The 24193-nt window shown below is 69.1% G+C and carries 20 protein-coding genes; 5 read left to right on the top strand and 15 right to left on the bottom strand.

Annotation, left to right across the window (positions count from 1 at the left end):
• Positions 1-49 precede the first annotated feature (49 nt).
• The gene (gene mfd, locus QTN24_RS14540; protein WP_313837823.1) at positions 50-3502 is read right to left on the bottom strand and encodes a transcription-repair coupling factor; all 3453 of its coding nucleotides are present in this window, start codon (positions 3500-3502) and stop codon (positions 50-52) included.
• A gap of 114 nt (positions 3503-3616) precedes the next feature.
• Here mfd and ispD point away from each other — a divergent pair, with 114 nt between their 5' ends.
• Both ispD and ispF read left to right on the top strand, forming a co-directional pair.
• On the top strand, positions 3617-4405 hold the full coding sequence (gene ispD, locus QTN24_RS14535) for a 2-C-methyl-D-erythritol 4-phosphate cytidylyltransferase (protein WP_313837822.1): 789 nt from the start codon (positions 3617-3619) through the stop codon (positions 4403-4405).
• Between the two features lie 33 nt (positions 4406-4438).
• Positions 4439-4945 carry a 2-C-methyl-D-erythritol 2,4-cyclodiphosphate synthase gene (ispF, locus tag QTN24_RS14530; protein WP_313837821.1) on the top strand — a complete coding sequence of 169 codons (507 nt, stop codon included), beginning with the start codon at positions 4439-4441 and terminating at the stop codon, positions 4943-4945.
• Positions 4946-4967: 22 nt separating this feature from the next.
• Here the strand turns inward: ispF and QTN24_RS14525 are convergent, their stop codons facing one another.
• The 6 genes from QTN24_RS14525 to ompR form a co-directional block, all read right to left on the bottom strand.
• Positions 4968-5549, bottom strand: coding sequence for a GNAT family N-acetyltransferase (locus QTN24_RS14525; RefSeq protein ID WP_313837820.1), 582 nt, complete (start codon positions 5547-5549; stop codon positions 4968-4970).
• A gap of 205 nt (positions 5550-5754) precedes the next feature.
• A complete protein-coding gene (locus QTN24_RS14520) occupies positions 5755-6276 on the bottom strand; it encodes a carboxymuconolactone decarboxylase family protein (RefSeq protein ID WP_124684422.1) in 522 nt (173 codons plus the stop codon).
• Positions 6277-6396: 120 nt separating this feature from the next.
• Positions 6397-6945: a peroxiredoxin gene (locus QTN24_RS14515; protein WP_313837819.1), complete on the bottom strand. Its 549-nt coding sequence runs from the start codon at positions 6943-6945 to the stop codon at positions 6397-6399.
• Between the two features lie 281 nt (positions 6946-7226).
• Entirely contained in the window at positions 7227-8516 is a 1290-nt protein-coding gene (locus QTN24_RS14510) for an MFS transporter (RefSeq protein ID WP_313837818.1), read from the bottom strand.
• A 246-nt stretch (positions 8517-8762) separates the two neighbouring features.
• Entirely contained in the window at positions 8763-10112 is a 1350-nt protein-coding gene (locus QTN24_RS14505) for an ATP-binding protein (protein ID WP_124684419.1), read from the bottom strand.
• Between the two features lie 22 nt (positions 10113-10134).
• Positions 10135-10857: a two-component system response regulator OmpR gene (gene ompR, locus QTN24_RS14500; protein ID WP_010810107.1), complete on the bottom strand. Its 723-nt coding sequence runs from the start codon at positions 10855-10857 to the stop codon at positions 10135-10137.
• 360 nt (positions 10858-11217) lie between these two features.
• Between ompR and QTN24_RS14495 the strand changes: the two genes are divergently transcribed.
• Positions 11218-11514 carry a hypothetical protein gene (locus QTN24_RS14495; protein WP_253699869.1) on the top strand — a complete coding sequence of 99 codons (297 nt, stop codon included), beginning with the start codon at positions 11218-11220 and terminating at the stop codon, positions 11512-11514.
• Here QTN24_RS14495 and QTN24_RS14490 read toward each other — a convergent pair whose 3' ends face one another.
• Together QTN24_RS14490 and hpnD are read right to left on the bottom strand one after the other, a co-directional pair.
• Positions 11515-12777: a Zn-dependent hydrolase gene (locus QTN24_RS14490; RefSeq protein ID WP_313837817.1), complete on the bottom strand. Its 1263-nt coding sequence runs from the start codon at positions 12775-12777 to the stop codon at positions 11515-11517.
• A 32-nt stretch (positions 12778-12809) separates the two neighbouring features.
• A complete protein-coding gene (gene hpnD, locus QTN24_RS14485; protein WP_313837816.1) occupies positions 12810-13640 on the bottom strand; it encodes a presqualene diphosphate synthase HpnD in 831 nt (276 codons plus the stop codon).
• 496 nt (positions 13641-14136) lie between these two features.
• Here hpnD and QTN24_RS14480 point away from each other — a divergent pair, with 496 nt between their 5' ends.
• A complete protein-coding gene (locus QTN24_RS14480) occupies positions 14137-15273 on the top strand; it encodes an efflux RND transporter periplasmic adaptor subunit (protein WP_409559033.1) in 1137 nt (378 codons plus the stop codon).
• 9 nt (positions 15274-15282) lie between these two features.
• Positions 15283-18393 carry an efflux RND transporter permease subunit gene (locus QTN24_RS14475; RefSeq protein ID WP_313837814.1) on the top strand — a complete coding sequence of 1037 codons (3111 nt, stop codon included), beginning with the start codon at positions 15283-15285 and terminating at the stop codon, positions 18391-18393.
• Positions 18394-18437: 44 nt separating this feature from the next.
• On the opposite strand, the gene QTN24_RS14470 is transcribed toward QTN24_RS14475, so the two are convergent.
• The 6 genes from QTN24_RS14470 to QTN24_RS14445 are packed head-to-tail and all read right to left on the bottom strand — an operon-like array spanning position 18438 to position 24106.
• Positions 18438-18851 (bottom strand): DUF3830 family protein, encoded by a 414-nt coding sequence (locus tag QTN24_RS14470; protein WP_124684413.1) that lies wholly within the window; start codon positions 18849-18851, stop codon positions 18438-18440.
• Between the two features lie 47 nt (positions 18852-18898).
• Complete coding sequence (locus QTN24_RS14465) at positions 18899-20089, bottom strand: amidase (protein WP_313837813.1); 1191 nt, start codon at positions 20087-20089, stop codon at positions 18899-18901.
• Positions 20090-20124: 35 nt separating this feature from the next.
• Positions 20125-21156 carry an ABC transporter ATP-binding protein gene (locus QTN24_RS14460; RefSeq protein ID WP_313837812.1) on the bottom strand — a complete coding sequence of 344 codons (1032 nt, stop codon included), beginning with the start codon at positions 21154-21156 and terminating at the stop codon, positions 20125-20127.
• 18 nt (positions 21157-21174) lie between these two features.
• Positions 21175-22257 (bottom strand): oligopeptide/dipeptide ABC transporter ATP-binding protein, encoded by a 1083-nt coding sequence (locus QTN24_RS14455; RefSeq protein WP_313837811.1) that lies wholly within the window; start codon positions 22255-22257, stop codon positions 21175-21177.
• A gap of 2 nt (positions 22258-22259) precedes the next feature.
• Positions 22260-23147: an ABC transporter permease gene (locus QTN24_RS14450; protein ID WP_313837810.1), complete on the bottom strand. Its 888-nt coding sequence runs from the start codon at positions 23145-23147 to the stop codon at positions 22260-22262.
• Positions 23148-23155: 8 nt separating this feature from the next.
• A complete protein-coding gene (locus tag QTN24_RS14445; RefSeq protein WP_313837809.1) occupies positions 23156-24106 on the bottom strand; it encodes an ABC transporter permease in 951 nt (316 codons plus the stop codon).
• Positions 24107-24193: the final 87 nt, after the last annotated feature.

Here is a 24193-nt window from a genome sequence, read left to right as displayed (position 1 = left end):
TCGAAAACGTTGATGTGTCAAGGGTGTGATGCTACACCGGCTGGCCCGGTCAGGCCAGTTGGCGCAGCGTGTGCTTGATGGTCTGCGCGCGGGCGCCCACGTCGGGCATCTTGGCCTCGATGCGCAGCTTGTCCTGTCCGGCCAGCTTGATGTGCTTGTTCTTCTGCACGAGGTCGATGATCCGGATGGCGTCGATCGGCGGGTTCGGCACGAACTGCACGCTGACCGTGGCCTCGCCGGCGTCGATCTTGCGCACGCCCAGCGGCGCGGCGGCAATGCGCAGCCGGTGCGTCTCGATCAGCGCCTGGGCCTGCGGCGGCAGCTTGCCGAAGCGGTCGATCAGCTCTTCCTGGATGTCGTCCACGCGGTCGGCCGTCTCGCAGTTGGCCAGCCGCTTGTAGAGCGACAGCCGCTCGTGCACGTCGGCGCAGTAGTCGTTCGGCAGCAGCGCCGGCGTCCCCAGGTTGATCTCGGTGGTGGCCGCCAGCGGCGCCATCAGGTCCGGCTCCTTGCCGGCCTTGAGCGACTTCACGGCCGCGTTGAGCATGTCGGTGTAAAGCTGGAAGCCGATCTCCTGGATCTCGCCCGACTGCTTGTCGCCCAGCACCTCGCCCGCGCCGCGAATCTCCAGGTCGTGCATCGCCAGGTAGAAGCCCGAGCCCAGTTCCTCCATCTGCTGGATGGCCTCCAGCCGGCGCTGCGCCTGCTTGGTCAGCCCGTCCACGTCATGCACCAGCAGGTAGGCGTAGGCCTGGTGGTGGCTGCGGCCCACACGGCCGCGCAACTGGTGAAGCTGCGCCAGGCCGAAGCGGTCGGCGCGGTGGATCAGGATCGTGTTGGCGGTGGGTACGTCGATGCCGGTTTCGATGATGGTCGTGCACAGCAGGATGTTGTCGCGGCGGGCCACGAAGTCGCGCATCACGCGCTCCAGCTCGCGCTCGTGCATCTGGCCGTGCGCCACGGCGATGCGCGCCTCGGGCACCAGTTCGGCCAGCCGGGCCCGCTTGTTCTCGATCGTCTCCACCTCGTTGTGCAGGAAGTAGACCTGCCCGCCGCGCTTGAGCTCGCGCAGGATGGCCTCGCGGATCACGCCGTCTTCCTCGCGGCGCACGAACGTCTTGATCGCCAGCCGCTTCTGCGGCGCCGTGGCGATGACCGAGAAGTCGCGCAGCCCTTCCAGCGCCATGCCCAGCGTGCGCGGGATCGGCGTGGCGGTCAGCGTCAGCACGTCCACCTCGGCGCGCAGCGTCTTGAGCGCTTCCTTCTGGCGCACGCCAAAGCGGTGTTCCTCGTCGATGATGACCAGGCCCAGCCGCTGGAACTTCACCTCGTCGGACAGCAGCTTGTGCGTGCCGATGACGATGTCCACCGTGCCCTCGTTGATCTGCTTGATCGCCGCATCCACTTCCTTCCTGGTCTTGAACCGCGACAGTTCGACGATGCGCACCGGCCATTCGGCAAAGCGGTCGGACAGGGTCTGGAAATGCTGCTCGGCCAGCAGCGTGGTGGGCGCCAGCATGGCCACCTGCTTGCCACCCAGCACGGCCACGAACGCGGCGCGCAGCGCCACCTCGGTCTTGCCGAAGCCCACGTCGCCGCAGACCAGCCGGTCCATCGGCTTGCCCGACGTCATGTCGGCGATGACGGCCGAGATGGCGGCCGCCTGGTCCGGGGTTTCCTCGAAGCCGAAGCTTTCGGCAAAGGTCTCGTAGTCCTTGGGCTGCAGCGGGAACGCAAAGCCCTGGCGCAGCGCGCGGCGGGCGTACAGGTTCAGCAACTCGGCCGCCGTGTCGCGGATCTGCTGCGCGGCGCGGCGCTTGGCCTTGTCCCACTGGCCCGTGCCCAGCGAGTGCAGCGGCGCGGTGTCCGGATCGGCGCCCGAATAGCGCGAGATCACGTGCAACTGGTGCACCGGCACGTAGAGCTTGCTGCCCTTGTCGTAGTCCAGGTGCAGGAATTCCTCGTCGCCCTGGCCCATGTCCAGCGTGACCAGGCCCTGGTAGCGGCCGATGCCGTGCTCGCTGTGCACCACGGGATCGCCAATCTTCAGCTCGGCCAGGTCGCGCACCATCGCGTCGACGGTGCTGGCCTGCTCCTGCTTGCGGCGGCCGGCGCGGCGCGCGGTGCCGGCGTACAGCTCGTTCTCGGTGACGAAGGCCAGCTGGGCGCCGGGCAGCGCGAAGCCGGTCTGCAGCGGCGCCACGGCGATCGAGAAATGTGAATCGCCGGCCAGGAACGCCGCGAAATCGTCCACCACCATCGGCCGCAGCCCGCTTTCGGCGAACAGCTGCATCAGCGTCTCGCGCCGGCCGGCGGAGTCCGCGCACATCAGCACGCGCGTGGCCTTGTTCAGCAGCAGCGCTTCCAGGTTGACCAGCGGGTCCTCGGCGCGGCGGTTGACCGAGACGTCGGGCAGGCTGGCCGCGAACGACGGCTGGTCGGCCGGCGACGGCTCGCGCTGCAGCACCAGCCGGGCCAGCGGCTTGGCGCCGACGAAGAACTGCTCCTCGGACAGGAACAGCTCGGCCGGCGGCAGCAGCGGCCGCTCGCGGTCGTGCCGCATGAACGTGTAGCGCTGGGTGGTATCGGCCCAGAAGCGGCGGATGGCGTCGTCGACCTGGCCCGCGAAGGCCAGCTGCGTGCCGGCCGGCAGGTAGTCGAACAGCGTGGCGCTTTCTTCAAAGAACAGCGGCAGGTAGTACTCGATGCCCGCCGACGGCACGCCGTTGCCGATGTCCTTGTAGATCGGCGACTTGGTCGGATCGCCCTCGAACACCTCGCGCCAGCGGCCCCGGAAGGCCGTGCGCGCGGGCTCGTCCAGCGGAAACTCGCGGCCCGGCAGCAGCCGGACTTCCTTGACCGGGTAAAGGCTGCGCTGGGAATCGGGATCGAACGCGCGGATGGTCTCGATCTCGTCGCCGAACAGGTCGATCCGGTACGGCAGCGCCGACCCCATCGGATACAGGTCGATCAGCCCGCCGCGCACGCTGTATTCGCCGGGACGCATCACGGCGCTCACGTGCTCGTAGCCGGCCAGCGTGAACTGCGCCTTGAGCGCGGCCTCGTCCAGCCGCTCGCCCTGCTTGAAGAAGAACGTGTAGGCCGCCAGGAACGACGGCGGGGCCAGCCGGTAGAGCGCCGTGGACGCCGGCACGATCATCACGTCGCACTGACCGGTCTGGATGTCGTGCAGCGTGGCCAGGCGCTCGGAGACGAGGTCCTGATGCGGCGAGAAGCTATCGTAGGGCAGCGTTTCCCAGTCGGGCAGCAGCCGCACCCGCAGTTCCGGCGCGAACCACGGGATTTCCTCGGCCAGCCGCTGCGCGTCCATGGCGTTGGCGCAGACCACGGCCACCATCGGCACGGTGCCGCGATGCTGGCGGGCGTAGGCGGCCACCACGAGCGCGTCGGCGGACCCGGTCAGGCCGCTCACGGCATGGCGCAGGCCGGGCTTGACCAGGGGCAGGGCGGCGAAGGGAAATGCGGTAACGGTGTCAGGCATTGGCAGCAGTAAACGCAAAAACGACGACACCCCGCCGGCAGGGGCGCGGGGCGCTCAGCGGGCAGGGCGGTCGATCATGCCAGCCATGGCGGCGGGCGAGGGCCGTATTATAGAATGCGCACCGGCCGGCCCGCTGGCCGGCTCACTTTTTCCCCAGGCCCCATAAACGTGTCCGATCGTCGATTTGCCCTGATTCCCTGTGCCGGAACCGGCAGCCGTGCCGGTGGCGCCGTGCAGAAGCAGTACCAGACCGTGGCGGGGCGGCCGATGCTCTGGTATGCGCTGGCCGCGTTCTCGGCCAGCGAGGCCATCAGCGCCACGGCGCTGGTGCTGGCGCCCGACGACATGCCGCTGGCGTCGCGCTTTGGCGCCGAGGCGTTTGCCGGGCTGCGGTTCGATACCGCGTTCGTCGGCGGCGATTCGCGCCACGCCTCGGTGCTGGCCGGCCTGCATCACCTGGGCACGCTGGGCGCCCGGGACACCGACTGGGTGCTGGTCCACGATGCCGCGCGCCCCGGCCTGACCACGGCGATGATCGACACGCTGGTGCGGGCCGTGGAGTCAGACGACACGGCCAGCGAGCCGATCGGCGGCATCCTGGCGGTGCCGGTGCCCGACACGCTCAAGCGCGCCGACGCCACCGCGCGCATTGGCGGCACCGTGCCGCGCGACGGCCTGTGGCAGGCGCAGACGCCCCAGATGTTCCGCATCGGCGTGCTGTGCCATGCGCTGGAAGACGCCATGGCCGCGGGCGCCGTGGTCACCGACGAGGCCAGCGCCATCGAGCGGCTGGGCCTGCATCCGCGCCTGGTCAACGGCTCGCTGCGCAACTTCAAGGTGACCTACCCGGAAGACTTCGCGCTGGCCGACGTGCTGCTGCGCACCGGGCATCCGGCCGCCTGAGCCGGCCCCGAACCATTTTTGCAAGGAGTCGTTTTGAATCCGTTCGATATTCGCGTAGGGCAGGGCTATGACGTGCACGCCCTGGTGCCGGGGCGCAAGCTGATCCTCGGGGGCGTGGACATTCCCCATGACCGCGGCCTGCTGGGCCACTCGGACGCCGACGCGCTGCTGCACGCCGTGACCGACGCGCTGTTCGGCGCCGCCGCGCTGGGCGACATCGGCCGCCACTTTCCGGACACCGCCGTCGAGTTCAAGGGCGCCGACAGCCGCGTGCTGCTGCGCGAGGCCGCGCGGCGCGTGCGCGAGGCCGGGTTCGAGATCGGCAATGTCGATGCCACCGTCATCGCGCAGAAGCCCAAGCTCGCGCCGCACATCGGCGGCATGGTGGCGAACCTGGCCGAGGACCTGGGGCTGCCCGTCACGCGCTGCAACGTCAAGGCCAAGACCAACGAAAAGCTGGGGTTCGAAGGCAAGGAAGAGGGGATCGTCGCCCAGGCGGCGGTGCTGATCTACCGCCGGCCGGAAGACGCGCAGGACTGACGGCCGGCGGCCGCCCGGCGGCTCAGGAGGCGGCCGGCGACGGTGCGGCGGGCGCCTCGGCCGTGATCGGGTAGACGTAGTCGATCAGCCGCGCCATGGCGCCGTGGCGCGAGCCCGCTTCGGTGCGTTTCTGGAAGCCCATCTGCTCGCAGAGCCTGATGGCGGAGTCCATCTCGGGCATCGCGCGGCAGACCAGCGTCTGGGCGCCGATATCGCGGGCGCGCTGGATGCAGATCTGCATCAGCCGCTTGCCCAGCCCCAGGCCCCGCGCCTGCGGGCTGACCGACAGCAGCCGGGCCTCGGGCTGCGTCAGCGTGATCGTGGAATCGTCGAGCGCGGGCAGCGTGGCGCCTGGATGGCAGAACAGCACGGCGCCGCTGATGCCGTGGTCGGTCTCGGCGACCCACCATTCCATGTCGGGATTGTCCTTGGCGGCCAGCACGGACTGCATGCCGCGCTGGAACGACGCCCGGCAATCCTCCATGATCTCCAGTTCATACTGCCCGTAGGCCTGCTGGGTGACCGCGGCGATATCGCCCCAGTCGTGTACCGCGGCCAGCCGGAACCTGAAACGCGGCGAGTTCGGGGAAGGCAAGGTGCTCATGGCGACAGCGAAGTTCGTGACCTTGCGTCGATTGTAGGCCGCGCCATCCACAAATGCACCGGGTCGTTCCGCTGGTTCGCGTGTCGGACAACACCAATTGACCGAGACAGGAAAAAGGCCGGCGGACGCTCCCAGGCGTCCGCCGGCCTTGCCCGCCTTGCGGCGTGCCGCGCGGTACTTGCGGCCCGTTGGGCCGCGAAGCCGCTTATTCGGCGGCGATGACGTTGGCTGCCGCGCCGATCACGGCGGCAATGCGGCCCACGTCGCGCAGCTGCTGGGCGCTCATGCCCTGCTCGTTCTTGAGCAGCTGGTAGTGCGACTTCACGCAGAAATGGCACTTGCCGATGATCGACGCGGCCAGCGCGTACATCTCGAAGCGGCGCTTGTCCACGCCGCCGTGGGTGGCGTAGGCGTTCATGCGCAGGCCGGCCGGCTGGCTGGCCAGGTCCGGGTCCTCGGCCATCTCGACGTACGGGTACCAGAGGTTGTTCATGCCCATCAGCGCGGCGGCCGTCTGCGCGGCCGTCACTTCCTCGGGCGACAGCACGTTGGCATTGCGGATCACGTCGACGATCACCTTGCTCTTGGCCGCGAAGGCCGCCGCCAGCGCCACGCCGACCGCGTCGTTGCCTTCCAGCGTCGAGCGGGCAATCGTGCCATCCACGTTCAAGCGGATGTCCTTGGCGTAGTCGGGAACCAGATTCTTAATCGTGCTGAGGAATTCCATTTATTTCTCCTATCGACGAGGGCTCAAAAAACCCGCACATAGCGGGTTTCGGCATGGAAGGGCCGCGGGCCCCTCCATGCGACGTACCGGGCACCTGATGTGGCCGGCAGGCAGTGCCAATTACAGCGTGGCGCCGCCGACGGCGCGGTTGCACGGGCACAGTTCGTCCGTTTGCAGACCGTCCAGGATACGCAGCACTTCGTCCGGGCTGCGGCCGACGTTCAGGTTGTTCACCGACACGTGCTGGATCACGTTGTCCGGGTCGACGATGAAGGTGGCGCGCAGGGCCACGCCGGCGGCCTTGTCACGCACGCCAAGCTGGTCCACCAGCGAGCCGGTCACGTCGGCGAACTGCCACTGGTTCAGCTTGTTCAGGTCCTTGTGTTCACGGCGCCATGCCAGCTTCACGAATTCGTTGTCGGTCGAGCCGCCCAGCACGATGGCGTCGCGGTCGGCGAAGTCGTTGTTCAGCTTGGCGAATGCCACGATTTCGGTCGGGCACACGAACGTGAAGTCCTTCGGGTAGAAGTAGATGATCTTCCACTTGCCCTCGAACGACTTTTCGGTGATGTCTTCGAAAGCCGACTGGCCATTCTCTTCGTGGTTGTTGAAACCCGGCTTGACACCAACGATGCTGAAGGCTTCGAGCTTGTCACCAACGGTCTTCATTGACTTCTCCTGATACGGTTGAACAGATTGAGGCGTTGCACTGCGCGATGTGGTTCCCATTGCCGCCCGGGAAGTCCATCGCATTTGCACGAAAGCTGTGAGTATGCGTGCCGCCGCGCGCCAAGGCCAATTGGTTTTCTTAACCGGCCCGATAGGCGGCGTCCGGAACGCTGCACAAATGGACAGCCGCAAGTATGCCATGCACCCGCCGGGCAAGCCTGCGGCACCACCGCTACGTGTGCCACGCGAACGTGTCAGCCGCATGAAGGCGGCGCGCGTCGTCAGGCCGGATGCAGCGCCGCCTGTTCGCGCCGGGCGCGGAAGATCACCAGCGTGGCCACCAGCCCGCAGGCGGCGGCAAACATCAGCCAGAGGCCCGGCGCGGCCTTGTTGCCGGTGCTGTGGATCAGGTAGGTCGAGATGGCCGGCGTGAAGCCGCCGAACAGCGCCGTGGCCAGGCTGTACGCCAGCGAGAAGCCGGCGGTGCGCACGGCCGGCGGCATGACCTCGGCCAGCGTCACGACCATCGCGCCGTTGTAGCTGGCGTACAGGAACGACAGCCACAGCTCCACCATCAGCAGGCGCTGGAACGACGGCGCGGCCACCAGCCACGACACGGCCGGATACGCCGTCACCAGCGTGGCGACGGTGAAGACCACCAGCAGCGGCTTGCGGCCCACGCGGTCGGACAGCGCGCCCATCAGCGGCAGCCAGATGAAGTTCGACAGGCCCACGCAGATCGTGACGATCAGGTTGTCCACGTCGTCGAGCTTGAGCACGGTCTTGCCGAACGTCGGCGTATAGGCCGTGATCATGTAGAACGACACCGTGGTCATGACCACGAGCAGGCAGCCGGCGACGATGATGCGCCAGTTATCGAGCATCGACCGGTAGATCTCCTGCACCGACGGCCGGTGCTTGCGCGCGCGGAACGCCTCGGTTTCCTCCAGCGAGCGCCGGATGATGAACAGGAACGGCACGATCAGGCAGCCGATCAGGAACGGCACGCGCCAGCCCCAGTCGTCCATCTGCGCCGGCGCCAGCGTGGCATGCAGCACCACGCCCAGCAGGCCCGCGAAGATCACGGCCACCTGCTGGCTGGCCGACTGCCACGCCACGTAGAAGCCTTTCTGGCCCGGCCTGGCAATCTCGGCCAGATAGACCGACACGCCGCCCAGCTCCACGCCGGCCGAGAAGCCCTGCAGCAGGCGTCCCAGCAGCACCAGCAGCGGCGCGGCCACGCCGATGGTGGCGTAGCCGGGCACCAGCGCGATCAGCAGCGTGCCCAGCGCCATCAGCACCAGCGTGACGATCAGCCCCTTGCGGCGGCCGTGGTGGTCGATATAGGCGCCCAGCACGATCGCGCCCAGCGGGCGCATCAGAAAGCCGGCGCCGAACGTGGCCAGCGACAGCATCAGCGACGCGAACTCGTTGCCGGACGGGAAGAACGTACGGGCGATGGCCGCGGCATAGAAGCCGTAGACCATGAAATCGTACATTTCGAGGAAATTGCCGCTGACAACGCGGAACACGGTCCGGAAACCGTGCTGGGAGGGGGGGGTGCTGGACATGGCTGTCTCTCGGTCAGCCGCCGGTGGACCCGGCGGCATGTGGTCGATCGTTGTGAGCCATGGCGGATCAGGGTTGCGGCAGGCGCGCCATGACATTGGATGCCGTGGTATGCATCGGCCTGTCGATGGCGTGAAGTGTGCGCAATGACGCTGTCATTCGCCTGTCAGCGACCTTTCAGTTGCCTATCAAATGCTGAAGAAAACCTGTCAACGCGCAACCGGTGGTGCGGCGGCGCAACCTGGCGCTCAGGCGCGCCGGAAGCGCGCGCTGACCACCAGGCCCGTGCGGGGCGCGGGGCGGTTGGCCAGCACCAGCCGGCCGCCGTTGCGTTGCAGGATGCGGTTGACGATCGACATGCCCAGCCCGGCGCCCTTGGCCTCGCTGCGCGCGGTGTCCAGCCGGTAGAACGGCCGGGTCAGCAGCGACAGCTGCTCGTTGGGCACGCCGGGGCCGTTGTCGGCCACGATCAGCACGGCCTCCTTGTCCTCCACGCGCGTGGAAATCTCCACGTCGGCCATGCCGGTTTCCTCGTCCTTGGCATAGCGGCGCGCGTTTTCCACGAGGTTGTCGAGGATGCGCTGGATTTCCATGCGGTTGGCCACGGCCATGACCGGGCCGTCGGAGCGCACGTGCACGCGCACGTCGTCATGCGCGGCATAGACGCCGACCGATTCCTGGACCAGCGTGGACAGGTCCACCGGCTCCACCACCTCCTGGCCGGGCCGGGCGTAGTTCAGGAACTGGCCGATGATGGCGTCCATCTGCTCGATGTCGGCGATCATCGCGTCGCGCGTGGTGTTGTCCACCGGGGACATCTCGGTTTCCAGCCGCAGCCGGGTCAGCGGCGTGCGCAGGTCGTGCGAGATGCCGGCCAGCATGACCACGCGGTCGTCGTCGAGCTGGCGCAGGTCGCGCACCATCTGGTTGAAGCTGCGGTTGGCCTGGGCCACCTCGCTGGCGCCCTGTTCGCGCAGCGGCGGGGCCTCGCCGCCCGAGCCGATCAGCCGTGCGGCGTTGGCCAGCCGCTTGAGCGGGTAGTTGACGCGGGCCGTGATGAAGGCGGCCCCGATGATCGACAGCAGCAGCGCGGCGATACTCCACCAGAGCCACTGGATGCCCGGCACGCGCTCGAAGCGCTCGGGGCTGATGGCCACCCAGTAGTCGTCGCCCTCGATCTCGAAGCTGACCCAGACGCCGGGAATGTCGTTGACCGTGGTGGCCAGCACCGTGTCCTCGCCCAGCCGGCCGCGAATTTCCTGCTGCACAAGCTGGGTCAGGAACGGGTTGGCCTTAGGCGCGGCGAAGTCGTCGTCCTTTTCGCGCGGATAGACCTTGATGCCCTCGTTCTGCACGAGGTCGAGCAGCAGGAACCGGCGCCGGGCAGGGTCCGAGTAAAGCAGGGCGGCGCGGGTGAGCTTGACCACGCTGACCACCTGCATGGCGATCTGCTGGGCGCGCGGCGCGCGTTCGAAGAGCCGGTAGCTCTGGAACCAGATACCCAGCGAGATCGCCAGCAGAAGGGCGATCAGCATGAAGGTTCGCCAGAACAGCGAACCAAAGAACCGCGTTGCGGTACGGCCGAGGGCGGTCGCCACGATGCTGCCTGTGCGACCGGAATTACTTCACGCCATCGGGGATGAAGACGTAGCCGAGGCCCCAGACCGTCTGGATGAAACGCGGGTTGCTCGGATCGGGTTCGATCAGCTTGCGCAGGCGCGAGATCTGCACGTCCAGGCTGCGGTCGAACACCTCGTACTCGCGGCCGCGCGCCATTTCCATCAGCTTTTCGCGCGACAGCGGCTGGCGCGGATGGCGGGCAAAGACCTTGAGCACCGAGAACTCGCCCGTGGTGAGCGTGATTTCCTCGTCGTTCTTGGTCAGCGTGCGGGTGGCCAGGTTCAGCACGAAATCGCCGAACGCGAACGTCTCGGGCGTCTCGGACGGGGCGCCCGGCACTTCGGCCGGGCCCTTGCGGCGCAGCACCGCGTGGATGCGCGCGATCAGCTCGCGCGGGTTGAAAGGCTTGGGCAGGTAATCGTCGGCGCCCATTTCCAGGCCGACGATGCGGTCCACGTCCTCGCCCTTGGCGGTGAGCATGATGATCGGGGTCTGGTCGTTGGCCCCGCGCAGACGGCGGCAGATGGACAGCCCGTCTTCGCCGGGCATCATCAGGTCCAGCACCAGCAGGTCGAAACGCTCGCGCAGCCAGAGCTTGTTCATGGCCGTGGCGTTTTCCGCCACGAGTACCGTGAAGCCCTGCTCGCCGAGATAGCGGCGCAGCAGGTCGCGCAGGCGCGGGTCGTCATCCACGACGAGAATCTTGTGGCTGGTATTTTCCATGGCGGTATCTTAGCGACTATCGCTTTCGCTCAAAATGGCTTAACAAAAGGTTACATACTTTACCCCGTGGTATGGCGGCGTGCACCTTTTGTGCATTTACACTCCGCAAACCGTTTGCCAGGGCCCGATGACACAGGGGCCTTGCGGACGGTCGCCACGGGCATCGCGCATGCCTTCCCGCGACGCTGGCACCGCCCTTGCGGTCGCCCTGGGGGACATGCCGGTGCGCTGCCGGCGCGGTCATGAGGACCGTCCGGAGGCCACAGTCGAAACCGCCATTATCCAATGAAAGTGAAGCAAAACCGGCACGGGCAAACCCTGCGTCGCACATTCTGCGCGCGCGTGGCCTGGCTTGCCGGTATGACCCTGCTGATGGCCGTGGCGCCCGCCTCGGCGCACGCCCAGTCGGCGGGCATGGCACACCTGCTTCACCCCAAGGGCCAGCCGCCCGGCGGGCAGGGCGGCAACCCGCCCCCGCCCGACCGCAACCGCCAGCCGCCCCGGCGCGGCGACCGCGCCGAGACCGAGCGCGACATGGCCGAGCGCGCGTCGCGCCAGGGCCAGCGCGGCGGCAGCCAGCGCCTGTCGCCCGACGAGCGCAAGACGCTGCGCAAGAACCTCTACGACATCGGCAAGGAAATGTACCGGGGCAGCTGATCAGGCCGCCGCCCGGAAGTGCCGCAGGAAATCCACGAATACCTCGGCCGCCTGCTGGGCGTCTTCCACCGTGATCGTCTCCAGCGGATTGTGGCTGATGCCGCCGTTGCCGCACCGGACGAACAGCATGGCGACGTCGGTGATCCGCTGCATCATCATGGCGTCGTGCCCGGCGCCCGACGGCAGTTCGAACGCCTGCGCCCCCCGTTTCTTCAGCACCGCCGCGAACTGATCCATCAGCCAGCGCGCGCATGGCGCGTTATTGACCGGCGTCACGCGTTCCACGGCGGCCGTCAGCCCGCGCCGCGCGGCAATCCGCTCGATGCCGGCCACGATATCGGCGATGGCGGCCTCGCGGATGCCGTCCTCGCCGGCCCGGATATCCATCGAGAACACGCAGGCGGCCGGAATCACGTTGCTCGATCCATTGGGCACCTGCAACTGGCCGACCGTCCCCACCAGCGTCGGCACCTGCGCGCAGCGCTGCTCCACCAGCAGGATCATCTCGGCCGCGCCCGTGGCGGCGTCGCGGCGCATGTCCATCGGCGTGGTGCCGGCATGGCTGGCCAGCCCCTCCACCCGCACCTGGAACCGGCTGCTGCCGGCGATCTGCGTGACGATGCCCAGCGGCAGGCCACGGTTGAGCAGCACCGGCCCCTGTTCGATATGGACCTCGACAAAGCCGGCCAGCGTGGCGGGATCGACCGCCGCCGCACGCAGCGCGTCCAGGCCGCCGCCGCCGGGCAAGCCGGCCGCCGCCAGCGCCTCGCGCATCGTCACGCCGTCGGCGTCCGTGCGGTCCAGCAGCGCCGGGTCGAAGCGGCCCGCCAGCACGCTGCTGGCCAGGAAGCTGGTCTTGAAGCGCAGCCCTTCTTCCTCGGCAAAGGCCACCACGTCCAGGTGGTACGGCAGCCGGATGCCCGCGTCGCGCAGCGCCCCGACCACGGCGATCGGCAGCAGGATGCCCAGCCGCCCGTCGTAGCGGCCGCCGTTGCGCACCGTGTCGAAGTGCGATCCGGTCATCAGCACCTTGGGGTTCGCCTCAGCCGGATCGGCGGCATAGCGGCCAATCACGTTGCCGATGGCGTCCACGCGCACCGCCATGCCGGCGTCTTCCATCCAGCGCGCCAGCAGCGCCTGGGCCTGGCGGTGCGCCGGCGTCAGGTACGCGCAGGTCAGGCCGCCTTCCATGTCGGAATGGCGGGCCAGGGCGTCGGCGTGGTCCAGGATCGACTGGCCGAGGGAAGGGGTGGCGGTGGTCATGGCGTCGGGGGGTGTCGGTACTTCGGAGGGGGTCAGCGGTTGCGCAGCCAGGTCTTCCATGCCACCCAGAGCTTGCGCATGGGCGTGAGCGAGATGCGCTGGGTCAGCACCTGGAAGTCGCTGGCCTCGATCTCGTCGAGCAGCGCGTGGTGGATGGCGGCCAGCGCCAGCGCGGCGCGCTGGGCGCGGCGGTCGGCGCGGGGCAGCAGGTCCAGCGCCTCCTGGTACAGGGCGCGCGCCTGCGCCGCCTGGTCGCGCATCAGCGTGACGAACGGCGCCGAATGGCGCGACTGCATGATGTCGGCCGCCGGCACCTCAAAGCGCTGGAGCGTTTCCACGGGAATATAGATACGGCCCTGGCGGGCGTCGCGGCCGACCTCGCGGATGATCCGCACGCGCATCTGCGACAGGCCCAGCTTCTCGCCGGCGTCCAGCGTCAGCGCGTCGGTGAATCCCAGCAGCCGGGCCGTCAGCCGGCCCACCGTGCCGCCCACCAGCCGCGCATAGCGGCCCAGCGCGGCGTCATCGAAATAGCGCGACTGGGCGAGGTCCATCTCCGTGCCGTCCAGCACCTGGCTCATCTCGGCCTGCGGCAGGCTGGCCAGGTGCGGTTGCAGCGCCAGGCTGACCGGGTGGTTCGGGGTGCCGTCGTAGAGCCGGCGCAGTTCGGCGCGCCACCAGTCCAGCCGTTGCAGCGCCACGCCGGCGTCATGGTCCTCGTGAACGATGGCATCGAGTTCCAGCCGCCAGGCTTGCAGCGCGGTCAGCGCGCGGCGGCGCTCCGGGGGCAGGAGCAGGCTGCTGTAATAAAAGCTGGAGCCGCTGGTTGCGGCCTTGTCCTGGCAATACTGATCGGGCGTCACGCCAATCTCTTTCTGTGGGATGGCGGGGCGGCGCCAAAGCCGCGAATTGTAACATCGGCGCCACGGCGCGCGGCCGCCGCCAGCGGTGCCATCCCGCTGCCAGCCGCGCCGGCGGGACGACATTTTGTCGCGCCATACGACTGTTCGTCATCCGGCGTTTGACGCACCTCAGGCCGGTCGCTATATTGCTGACCGCAAAGTTATTTATTTCCCGTGCGACGCTGGCCCATCGGCCGGCCGGCTCCGGGCACCATGAAGCACCCCCAGAGGTGCCCCGGAGCCGATCCTCCCCGGCCGTCCGGCCGCAGCATTCCAGAAGTGCAGTAGCGTCATCCTTTCCACCGACTCAACACGCTTGTCCATGCCAGTGCCATACGCCGGGCCGGAAGTCGCGGCCGCTGAAGTTCAGGTTCTCCCCATGCTCCCCCCGGCTGGCGCCACGCGGCGCCGTGGCGTCGTGCGCGGGCGGGCGGGGCGGCTGGCCGCGCTGGCCGCCATGGCCGGGCTGGTGACGCTGGCCGGTTGCGGCAAGCAGGCGGAGCCCGTGGAGACCGTGCGGCCGGTGCGCGTGATGCAGCTCAGCCCGTCGGCCGGCAAGACCGCGTTCGAGTTCTCGGGCGAGGTCCGCCCGCGTATCGAATCGCGGCTTGGCTTCCGCGTTGGCGGCAAGATCGCGGCCCGGCTGGTCGATGTGGGCGCCACGGTGCGCAAGGGCCAGCCGCTGGCGCGGCTCGATCCCACCGACCTGGCGCTGGCCGAATCGGGCGCGCGCGCCCAGTTCGACGCCGCGCGGACCGACCGCGACCTGGCCGCCGCCGACCTGAAGCGCTACAAGGAACTGGCGGCCAAGAACTTCATCAGCGCCGCCGAACTGAACCGCCGGCAGGCCACCTACGATTCGGCCGCCTCGCGGCTGGAGCAGGCCCAGGCCAACCTGCGCAACCAGTCGAACCAGACCGGCTACGCGGTGCTGACGGCCGACGCGGACGGCGTGGTCACGGCCGTCGATACCGAGGTGGGCCAGGTGGTCACGCCGGGCCAGCCGGTCATCCGCGTGGCGCAGACCGCCGAGAAGGAAGTGGCCATCGGCCTGCCCGAGGACCAGGTCGACATGCTGCGCGGCATCACCGACGTCACCGTTCATACCTGGGCCGATCCGGACCGCCTGCTGCCGGGCCGCGTGCGCGAGATTTCCGGCGCGGCGGACCCGGTGACGCGCACCTATCCCACCCGGGTCAGCATTCCGAACCCGCCGGCTGACCTGCGCATCGGCATGACGGCCGCCGTGCAGTTCACCCGCGCGGGCGATGCCGGCACGATCCGCATCCCGCTGACCGCGCTGCTGCAGGACAAGGGCACCAACCAGGTGTGGATCTATCAGCCAGACAAGGCCGACAAGGCGGACAAGGCCGGCAGCGGCACGGTCAGGCCGGTGCCCGTGACGCTCGGCGAGGCGCAGGGCAACCTGATCGAGATCCGCCAGGGGCTGGCGCCGGGCCAGACCATCGTCACGGCCGGCGTGCATCTGCTGAAGGCCGGCCAGAAGGTCAAGCCGATGCAGAGCGTGGCGCCGGCCCAGCCCGCGTCCAGCCCGGGCGCGCCGCTGAGCGCCCTCGACCGCCGCCTGGGCTGAGGGCGGCGCATGGAACATTCCCGCTTCAACCTGTCGCGCTGGGCGCTGGAACACCAGCCGCTGACGCGCTACCTGCTGGTCGTGCTGCTGTTGGGCGGCCTGCTGGCGTTCTTCCAGCTTGGCCAGGACGAAGACCCGCCGTTCACGTTCCGCGTGATGGTGGTGCAGGCGTTCTGGCCCGGCGCCACGGCCGAGCAGATTGCCGTGCAGGTCACCGACAAGATCGAGCGGCAACTGCAGGAAGTGCCGTACGCCGACAAGATTCGCAGTTTCTCCAAGCCGGGCGAGACGACCGTGATCTTCCAGCTGGCCGACAACTCGCCGGCCAAGGACACCGCGCAGATCTGGTACACGGTGCGCAAGAAGATCGGCGATATCCAGCAGACGCTGCCGCAGGGCGTGCGCGGGCCGTTCTTCAACGACGAGTTCGGCGACGTCTACGGCTCCATCTACGCGCTGTCCGCCGACGGCTTCAACTACAAGGAACTGCGCGAGTACGCCGACCTGGTCCGCCAGGAACTGCTGCGCATCCCGGCCGTGGCCAAGGTCACGCTGCTGGGGCTGCAGGACGAGAAGATCTTCATCGAGTTCAACCAGACGCGCTTTGCACAGCTTGGGCTCGACATCAACGCGATCGCCAACCAGATCGCCGAGCAGAACAATCCTACTGGCAGTGGCGTACTCGTCACCCCCAGCGACAACCTGCAGGTCCGCGTGACCGGCCAGCTTGGCGACGTGGAAGACCTGCAGAACCTGGTGCTGCGCGGGCCGAACGGCATCGCCAACATCAGGCTGGGCGACATTGCCCACGTCTACCGCGCCTATGTCGATCCGCCAGTCAGCAAGATGCGGTTCAACGGCAAGGACGTGATCGGGCTGGGCATCTCGATGGAAAAGGGCGGCGACATCATCGCGCTGGGCAAGGAACTGCGCCGCGTGACCGACGGCCTGCGCGGCCAGTTGCCGGTGGGCATCGAGATGGACCAGGTGCAGGACCAGCCCCAGGCGGTCAAGCGCAGCGTGGGCGAGTTCGTGCACGTGCTGATCGAGGCCGTGGTGATCGTGCTGGGCGTGAGCTTCGTGGCGCTGGGGCTGCATACCCGGCCGCTGCGGCTGGACGTGCGTCCGGGGCTGGTGGTGGCGCTGACCATCCCGCTGGTGCTGGCCGTGACGTTCCTGTTCATGAACATCTTCGGCATCGGCCTGCACAAGATATCGCTCGGGGCGCTGATCATCGCGCTGGGGCTGCTGGTGGACGACGCCATCATCGCGGTGGAGATGATGGTGCGCAAGCTGGAGGAAGGCTTCTCGAAGATGGAGGCCGCCACCTTTGCCTACACCTCCACGGCCATGCCGATGCTGACCGGCACGCTGATCACGGCGGCCGGCTTCCTGCCGGTGGGGCTGGCCCGGTCCACGGTGGGCGAGTACACGTTCGCGATCTTCGCGGTCACGGCGCTGGCGCTGGTGCTGTCGTGGCTGGCGGCGGTCTATTTCACGCCGTACCTGGGCTATCTGATCCTGAAGACGCGGGCCAGCGACGGCGGCCACCACGAGGTCTTCGACACGCCGTTCTACGCCCGCTTTCGCCGCCTGGTGAACTGGTGCGTCACGTGGCGCAAGACCGTGATCGTCATCACGCTGGCCGGGTTTGCGCTGGGTCTGCTGGCGTTCAAGTACGTGGAAAAGCAGTTCTTCCCCGATTCCAGCCGGCCCGAGCTGATGGTGGAGCTGTGGATGCCCGAGGGCACCGCCTTTGCCGAGACCGAGGCCGTGACCCAGCGGTTCGAGGCCGCCATGCGGCGCGACGACGCCGTGCAGAGCGTGACGTCGTTCGTCGGCAACGGGGCGCCGCGCTTCTACTTGCCGCTGGACCAGATCTTCCCGCAGCCGAACGTGGCCCAGGCCATCGTGATGCCGGTGACCGTGGAGGCGCGCGACGCGCTGCGCAAGCGCATCGAGCGCGTGCTGGCCGACGAATTCCCGCAGCTTCGCGGCCGCGTGAAGCTGCTGCCGAACGGCCCGCCGGTGCAGTACCCGGTGCAGTTCCGCGTGATCGGGCCCGACGCCGCCGGCGTGCGCAAGGTGGCGGACCAGGTGCGCGCGATCATGGACGACAACCCGAACACGGTGGGCGTCAACGACAACTGGAACGAGAACGTCAAGATGCTGCGCCTGGAGCTGGACCAGGACAAGGCGCGCGCGCTAGGCGTGACCACCAACGCCATCGCCCGGGCCACGCAGGCCGTGCTGACCGGCGTGCCGGTGGGCCAGTACCGCGACGCCGACAAGCTGATCGACATCATCATGCGCACGCCGCGCAACGAGCGCGACACGATGTCCGACCTGAACAACGTGCTGGTGCCCACCAGCACCGGCCGGGCCGTGCCGCTGACGCAGGTGGCCCGGGTCACGCTGCAGTCGGAGCCGGGCGTGATCTGGCGCGAGAACCGCGACTTCGGCATCACGGTGCAGTCCGACGTCGTCGACGGCATCCAGGGGCCCACGGTCACCGCGCAGATCAATCCGAAGCTCGACCCGATCCGCGCGGCGCTGCCGGCCGGCTACCGGATCACGATTGCCGGGGCCGAGGAGGAAAGCGGCAAGGCGGGCGCGTCGATTGCCGCCCAGTTGCCGCTGTGCATCTTCCTGATCTTCACGCTGCTGATGCTGCAGTTGCACAGCTTCTCGCGCGCGGTGATGGTGTTCCTGACCGGCCCGCTGGGTCTGATCGGCGCCGCCGCCACGCTGTTGCTGCTGCATTCGCCGATGGGCTTTGTCGCCCAGCTTGGCATCACGGCGCTGCTGGGCATGATCATCCGCAACTCGGTGATCCTGGTGGACCAGATCGAGCAGGACATCCGCGCCGGGCTGCCGCCGTGGCAGGCCATCGTGGAGTCGGCCGTGCGCCGCTTCCGGCCGATCATCCTGACCGCCGCGGCGGCCGTGCTGGCGATGATCCCGCTGTCGCGCTCGACGTTCTGGGGCCCGATGGCCGTGGCGATCATGGGCGGCCTGGTGGTGGCCACGGTGCTGACGCTGCTGTTCCTGCCGGCGCTCTACGCCACGTGGTTCCGCGTCAAGCCGCCCGAGGACGAGCGCGGCGTGATGGCGGGCTAGGCCACCGCCCGGGCCCGCCGGGGGCCGCCGGGGCCCGCCGGGGCTTATTCCGCCAGTTCGAAGACCACGTCCTGCGCGCCTTCCCAGAGCACCTTGGTGCCCAGCGCGCGCAGGTTTTCCTTGCCCTCGACGATGGTCAGGAAGTGGTTGCCGGCGAGCTGCCCCATCTTGCTGGCGAAGCAGCAGCTACCGTAGGCCAGGATGATCTCGGTCTCGCTGTAGCCGCCCGGGTAGAACAGGATGTCGCCAACCGACGGGTGGCTGGTGTGGTTCTCGAAGCCGACGCCCAGCCGGAACTCGCCGAGCGGAATCCAGCAGCCTTCGCCGCTCCAGCGCACGTGGATCAGCTTCTGACGGTACGGCAGCAGCTTCAGGAACGCGGCTACCGTGTCGGGCGCGTCGGGGTGGGTTTCGGCGACGAAGGTGTGGCCGGCGGCGGTGATGCGAAGACGGGTCATGGGGGTCCTGGCGGGTTCGGGTTGCAGGGTGGCGGCGTTGCCGTGGTTCAGGATAGTCCACCCATCAGCGTCTCGGCCACGGCAATCAGGCTGCGGTCGGCGCCGCGCGGCCCCAGCAGCGAAATGCCCAGCGGCGCGCCGGCGCGCCCGGACAGCGGCAGGCTCAGTTGCGGAAAGCCCGACAGCGGCGTCAGGCACAGCGTCTGGGCGGCGGCCGTGCGGTAGTCCTCCAGCGATTCCATGGGCGTGGTGCGCAGCGGCGCGATGTCCGGCATCGTCGGCAGCACCAGCACGCCGTCGTGGCCGAGCAGCCGGCCCAGGTGCGCCGTGAATTCGCGCCGCACGGCCGACGCGTGGGCAAACTGGGCCTCGGTCACGCCCTTGCTGAACGCGAACCGGCCGGCCACGTCGGGGCCAAGCTGCAGCCCGTACTGCTCAATCAGCGCGCCATCGGCCTGCCACGCCTCCCATCCCTGCACGTAGCGGAACGCCCAGTACAGGTCCGTCAGCGGCCGGTCGGCTACCTCCACAGGCACCGCCTTGCCCAGTACCGATTCGATCCGGGCCACGGTCGGCGCCAGCGCGGCGCGGGCCTCGGGCGTGGGCAGGCCGAACAGGTCGGCGGCCAGCAGCAGCCGGGGCCTGGCGGGCAGCGGGTCGCCATCGGCGCCGCACAGCACGTCGGCCACGCGCGCGAACGTGGCGATGTCGCGGGCAAGGAAGCCGCAGGTGTCCAGCGACGCGCAGAGCGGCATGCATTGGGCCAGCGAGATGCGGCCATGGGTGGGCCGGATGCCGAACAGCCCGCAGTGGCTGGCCGGCGCGCGCACCGATCCGCCTGTATCAGTACCCAGCGCTATATCGGCCAGCCCGTGCGAGACGGCGGACGCCGAGCCCGACGACGAGCCACCCGTGATGCGGTCCGGCGCGGCGCCGTTGAACGGGCCGCCGTAGTGGTAGTTCTGGCCGTTCATCGAGAAGGCCAGCTCGTCGGTGTGCACCTTGCCGACAAAGGCGGCGCCGGCATCGAGCAGCTTCTGCACCGTGGGCGCGGTGGCGGTCTTGATGCCGGAGCGGGCCAGCACGTGCGGATTGCCGCCGCCGGTGGGGTAGCCGGCAACGTCGAACAGGTCCTTGACCCCGAACGTCAGCCCGTGCAGCGGGCCGCCCGGCGCGTGCGGCACGGGGGCGTCGGGGTAGGGCAGGAAGGCGCGGGCGGGATGGGTGGCCAGGCTCATGGAGGCGGGGTCCTTGTGGCGGGATGGAATCGGGTTCAGGCCGCGCATTCGGCGGCGGGGGCTTCGACGCGCAGGCAACTGACGCGATGCCCGCCGCCCAGCGACACAGCCGGCGGCACGGCGGCCAGGCAGTCGGGCCGGGCCTGCGGGCAGCGCGGCGCGAACGTGCAGCCCGGCGGCAGCGCGGCCAGGTCCGGCGGCGCGCCGCCGATGGCCTGCAGCCGCTGGCCACGGTCCATGCCGTGCTGGCGGCTCTGCAGCAGCGCGATGGTGTACGGATGGCGCGCGTCGCGCAGCAGCGTGCGGATCGGGCCTTCCTCGACGATGCGCCCGCCGTACATCACGGCCACGCGGTCGGCAATCTCTACCGCCGCGCCAATGTCGTGCGTGACGAAGACGATCGACAGGCCCAGCGCGCGCTGCAGCTCGCGCAGCAGGATCAGCACCTGGATCTGCACCGTGGCGTCGAGCGCCGTGGTCGGCTCGTCGGCCAGCAGGATGCGGGGCTGGGCCGACAGCGCCAGCGCGATCATCGCCCGCTGGCGCATGCCGCCCGACATCTCGTGCGGATAGGCGGCCAGCCGCCGCTCGGGGCTGGGAATGCGCACCGCCTCCAGCGCCTGCAACGCCAGCGCGTGGGCCTGGGCCTTCGACACCTTGCGGTGCGTGCGGATGCATTCGACGATCTGCTGGCCGATCGTGTAGACCGGGTCCAGCGCCAGCAGCGGCTCCTGGAACACCATCGCAATGGTGCCGCCGCGCAGCCGTGCCAGCGCGCGCTTGTCCAGCGCCGGCACGTCGTGGCCGTCCACGCGGATCTGGCCGGTCATGGTCGTGCGCCGGGGCGGGTGCAGCCGCATCAGCGCGCGCAGCGTGACGCTCTTGCCGGAGCCCGATTCGCCGATCAGCGCGACGGCCTCGCCGGGCGCCACGTCGAGCGAGACGCCGTTGACGGCGCGGATCAGCTTGCCGCCGCCCGCGAACGTGACGTGCAGGTCGCGGACCGAGACGGCCGGCGCCGGGGTGGGCTGGGGTTGCGGGGCGCCCGGGTCGGGAAGTTGGGACATCGGAATCCTCCGGTGGAATCAGGGCGTGGCCGCGTGCAGGCCCGGCGACAGCCGGCGCAGCGGCAGCGAGTGGCCGCCGTCGGGCATCGCCATCAGGCACGAGACCGGATGGCCGGCCAGCGCGTCGGACAGCACCGGCGCGCGGCGTTCGCAGACCGGCTCGGCGCGGGCGCAGCGCGGGTGGAAGCTGCAGCCGGGCGGCGGGTCGATCGGGTTCGGCGGGTCGCCGGCCAGCGGGGCGGCCAGCGTGCGGTGGTCGGGATCCATCGACGGCATCGACGCCAGCAGCGCCCGCGTGTACGGGTGCGCGGGGTTGGCGTAGACCGCCTCGGTGTCGCCGATCTCGACCACCTTGCCCAGGTACATCACCATCACGCGGTCGCATAGGTAGCGGATCACGTTGAGGTCGTGGCTGATGAACACGTAGGTCAGGTCGAACTCGGCCTTGAGGTCGAGTAGCAGGTTCAGCACCTGGGCCTCGACCGACTTGTCCAGCGCCGAGACCGCCTCGTCCAGGATCACCAGCCGGGGCCGCAGCGCCAGCGCCCGCGCGATGTTCACGCGCTGGCGCTGCCCGCCCGACAGCTCGTGCGGATAGCGGCCGGCAAAGCGCCGGGGGTTCAGCCCCACGCGTTCCAGCAGGTAGCGCGCCCGTTCGGTGGCTTCGCGGGCCGGCACGCCATGCACGCGCGGCGTGAACGCAACCGATTCCTCGATTGTCAGGCGCGGGTTCAGCGACGCGTAGCTGTCCTGGAACACCATCTGCACCTGGCTGCGGAACGCCTTCATGGGCAACTGGGCCGAGCCCACGCCCTGGGCGTCGAAGATCAGCTCGCCGCGGTCGTGCGGCGTCAGCTGCATCAGCAGCCGCGCCGTGGTGGACTTGCCGCAGCCCGATTCGCCCACCACGCCCAGCGTCTCGCCCTTGAGCACGTCGAAGCTGACGCCGTCGACGGCGCGCACCACACCACCGCTGCGCAGCGGCACGGCCGACTTGAGCGGAAAGTGCTTGACGAGGTCGCGGGCGATGACCAGCGGCTGGGCCGGCCCGCCGACGTCGCGGAGCGGTTGGGCGGCGGGGGCAACGTACGCTTCGGCCATGGTCACTCCTTGATTTCCATGGCCGAGCGGATGCCGTCGGCCAGCAGGTTGAACGAGATCGACGTGAGGAAGATCATCGCGCCGGGCAGGGCCGCCACCCACGGCTGCGTGTAGATGGCCGTGCGCAGCGTGTTCAGCATCAGGCCCCACTCGGGCTCGGGCGGCTTGACGCCCAGCCCCAGGAACGACAGCCCCGAGGCCAGGATCATCGACACCGAGATCAGGCTGGTGGCGTAGACGAAGATCGGCCCGAGCACGTTGTTGAGCACGTGGGCGCGCACGATGGTCAGCGACGAGGCGCCCGAGGCCCGCGCGGCATCGACGAACTCGCGGTTGCGCACCTGCGTGGTCACGCTCTCGGCCACGCGCACGATCTGCGGCACGAACACGATGGTCAGCGACAGCAGCGCGTTGCCCACGCCGGCGCCCAGCGTGCCGGACAGCGCGATGGCCAGCAGCACCGACGGGAACGCGTAGAGGATGTCGGTCACGCGCATGATGGCCGTGTTGGTCCAGCCGCCCGCGTAGCCGGCCACGATGCCGATGGCGCTGCCGATCACGAACGCCAGCAGCACCGGCGTGATGCCCATGAACAGCGACAGCCGCGCGCCCAGCATCAGCCGCGACAGCATGTCGCGGCCCAGTTCGTCGGTGCCCAGCGGGTAGCCCTCGAAGCCGATGGGCTTGAGCCGCTTGAGGATCGACGAGGCATAGGGGTCGGCCGGCATCAGCGCCGGCGCGAACACGGCCGTGGCGATCAGCGCCAGCAGCACCAGCGCGGCGGCCATGGCCAGCCGGTTGCGCAGCAGGCGGCGTCCCACGGTGCGCCAGTAGCCCGGCGAGCGCTCCACCGGCAGCGGCGCGGCGCCCTTGTTCAGCGTCAGTTCCATGGCGGCTCCTAGTGGCGTTGGATGCGGGGGTCGAACAGCGTCTGCAGCGCGTCGACAACCAGGTTGAGCAGCACGAAGAACACGGCCAGCACCAGGATCGTGCCCTGCAGCAGCGGAAAATCGCGCTGGAAGATTGCCGCGTTCAGCAGGAAGCCGGTGCCCGGCCACGAGAACACGGTCTCGATCAGGATCGACCCGCCCAGCAGGTAGCCAAGCTGCAGGCCCATCACCGACAGCGCCGTGGGCGCCACGTTCTTGACCACGTGGCGGAACACGGCAACGTCCGACAGGCCCCGGGCGCGCAGCCCGACGATGAACTCGTTGGACAGGATCTCGGCCACTAGCGCCCGGATCGTGCGCGCGACGATGCCCATCGGGATGACCGACATCGTCACGGCCGGCAACAGCAGGTACTGCACGTGCTCCCAGTCCCACGCCCAGTCGCCCGAGCCGCCCGGCCCGGCGCCGGTGGCCGGCAGCCAGCCCAGCAGCACCGAGAACGCGATGACCAGCACCATCCCCAGCCAGTAGTGCGGGATGCTGACGCCGAGCACCGAGACGACTGAGGCGAGCCGGTCCCACACCGAATCGCGCAGGTAGCCGGCCACGAAGCCGAACAGGCAGCCGGCCGTGAAGCCGATCAGCGTGGCCACGGTGGCGAGCCGGATCGAATTGACCACGGCGTTGGACACCTCGGCCATCACCGGCCGGTTGGTGGCGATGGACGTGCCCAGGTCGCCGTGCAGCGCGCGGACCAGCCAGTGGAGAAATTGCTCCAGGAACGGCTTGTCGAAGCCGTACAGCGCGGTCAGCTGCAGCCGCAGTTCCTCGGACGCGTCCGGCGGCAGCACCGACACGAGCGGGTCACCGGGCGCGATATGGACCAGCGAGAAGCAGAGCAGGGCGACCCCGAGCAGGATCGGCAGCGCATACAGGATGCGGCGAAGCAGGTAAGTCATGGTCTGTGGCCGGCTGTGGGGGGAGCGAAACCGTTTCAAGATGGCGCCCCTCTCTCGCCTGGCGGGAGAGGGGCGCCGACACCGCCG

The sequence above is a fragment of the Cupriavidus sp. SZY C1 genome (assembly GCF_032190535.1).
GTDB classification, from domain to species: domain Bacteria; phylum Pseudomonadota; class Gammaproteobacteria; order Burkholderiales; family Burkholderiaceae; genus Cupriavidus; species Cupriavidus pauculus_C.
The sequence above is the reverse complement of the archived record's forward strand: the minus strand, read 5'-3'. Positions and strand labels throughout refer to the sequence as shown.

Bases quoted from the DNA above. Each gene is read 5' to 3' on its own strand.
- mfd (WP_313837823.1), bottom strand. From the start codon at position 3,502: ATGCCTGACACCGTTACCGCATTTCCCTTCGCCGCCCTGCCCCTGGTC.
- ispD (WP_313837822.1), top strand. From the start codon at position 3,617: ATGCGCACCGGCCGGCCCGCTGGCCGGCTCACTTTTTCCCCAGGCCCC.
- QTN24_RS14525 (WP_313837820.1), bottom strand. From the start codon at position 5,549: ATGAGCACCTTGCCTTCCCCGAACTCGCCGCGTTTCAGGTTCCGGCTG.
- QTN24_RS14520 (WP_124684422.1), bottom strand. From the start codon at position 6,276: ATGGAATTCCTCAGCACGATTAAGAATCTGGTTCCCGACTACGCCAAG.
- QTN24_RS14515 (WP_313837819.1), bottom strand. From the start codon at position 6,945: ATGAAGACCGTTGGTGACAAGCTCGAAGCCTTCAGCATCGTTGGTGTC.
- QTN24_RS14510 (WP_313837818.1), bottom strand. From the start codon at position 8,516: ATGTCCAGCACCCCCCCCTCCCAGCACGGTTTCCGGACCGTGTTCCGC.
- ompR (WP_010810107.1), bottom strand. From the start codon at position 10,857: ATGGAAAATACCAGCCACAAGATTCTCGTCGTGGATGACGACCCGCGC.
- QTN24_RS14495 (WP_253699869.1), top strand. From the start codon at position 11,218: ATGACCCTGCTGATGGCCGTGGCGCCCGCCTCGGCGCACGCCCAGTCG.
- QTN24_RS14490 (WP_313837817.1), bottom strand. From the start codon at position 12,777: ATGACCACCGCCACCCCTTCCCTCGGCCAGTCGATCCTGGACCACGCC.
- QTN24_RS14480 (WP_409559033.1), top strand. From the start codon at position 14,137: ATGGCCGGGCTGGTGACGCTGGCCGGTTGCGGCAAGCAGGCGGAGCCC.
- QTN24_RS14475 (WP_313837814.1), top strand. From the start codon at position 15,283: ATGGAACATTCCCGCTTCAACCTGTCGCGCTGGGCGCTGGAACACCAG.
- QTN24_RS14470 (WP_124684413.1), bottom strand. From the start codon at position 18,851: ATGACCCGTCTTCGCATCACCGCCGCCGGCCACACCTTCGTCGCCGAA.
- QTN24_RS14465 (WP_313837813.1), bottom strand. From the start codon at position 20,089: ATGAGCCTGGCCACCCATCCCGCCCGCGCCTTCCTGCCCTACCCCGAC.
- QTN24_RS14460 (WP_313837812.1), bottom strand. From the start codon at position 21,156: ATGTCCCAACTTCCCGACCCGGGCGCCCCGCAACCCCAGCCCACCCCG.
- QTN24_RS14455 (WP_313837811.1), bottom strand. From the start codon at position 22,257: ATGGCCGAAGCGTACGTTGCCCCCGCCGCCCAACCGCTCCGCGACGTC.
- QTN24_RS14450 (WP_313837810.1), bottom strand. From the start codon at position 23,147: ATGGAACTGACGCTGAACAAGGGCGCCGCGCCGCTGCCGGTGGAGCGC.
- QTN24_RS14445 (WP_313837809.1), bottom strand. From the start codon at position 24,106: ATGACTTACCTGCTTCGCCGCATCCTGTATGCGCTGCCGATCCTGCTC.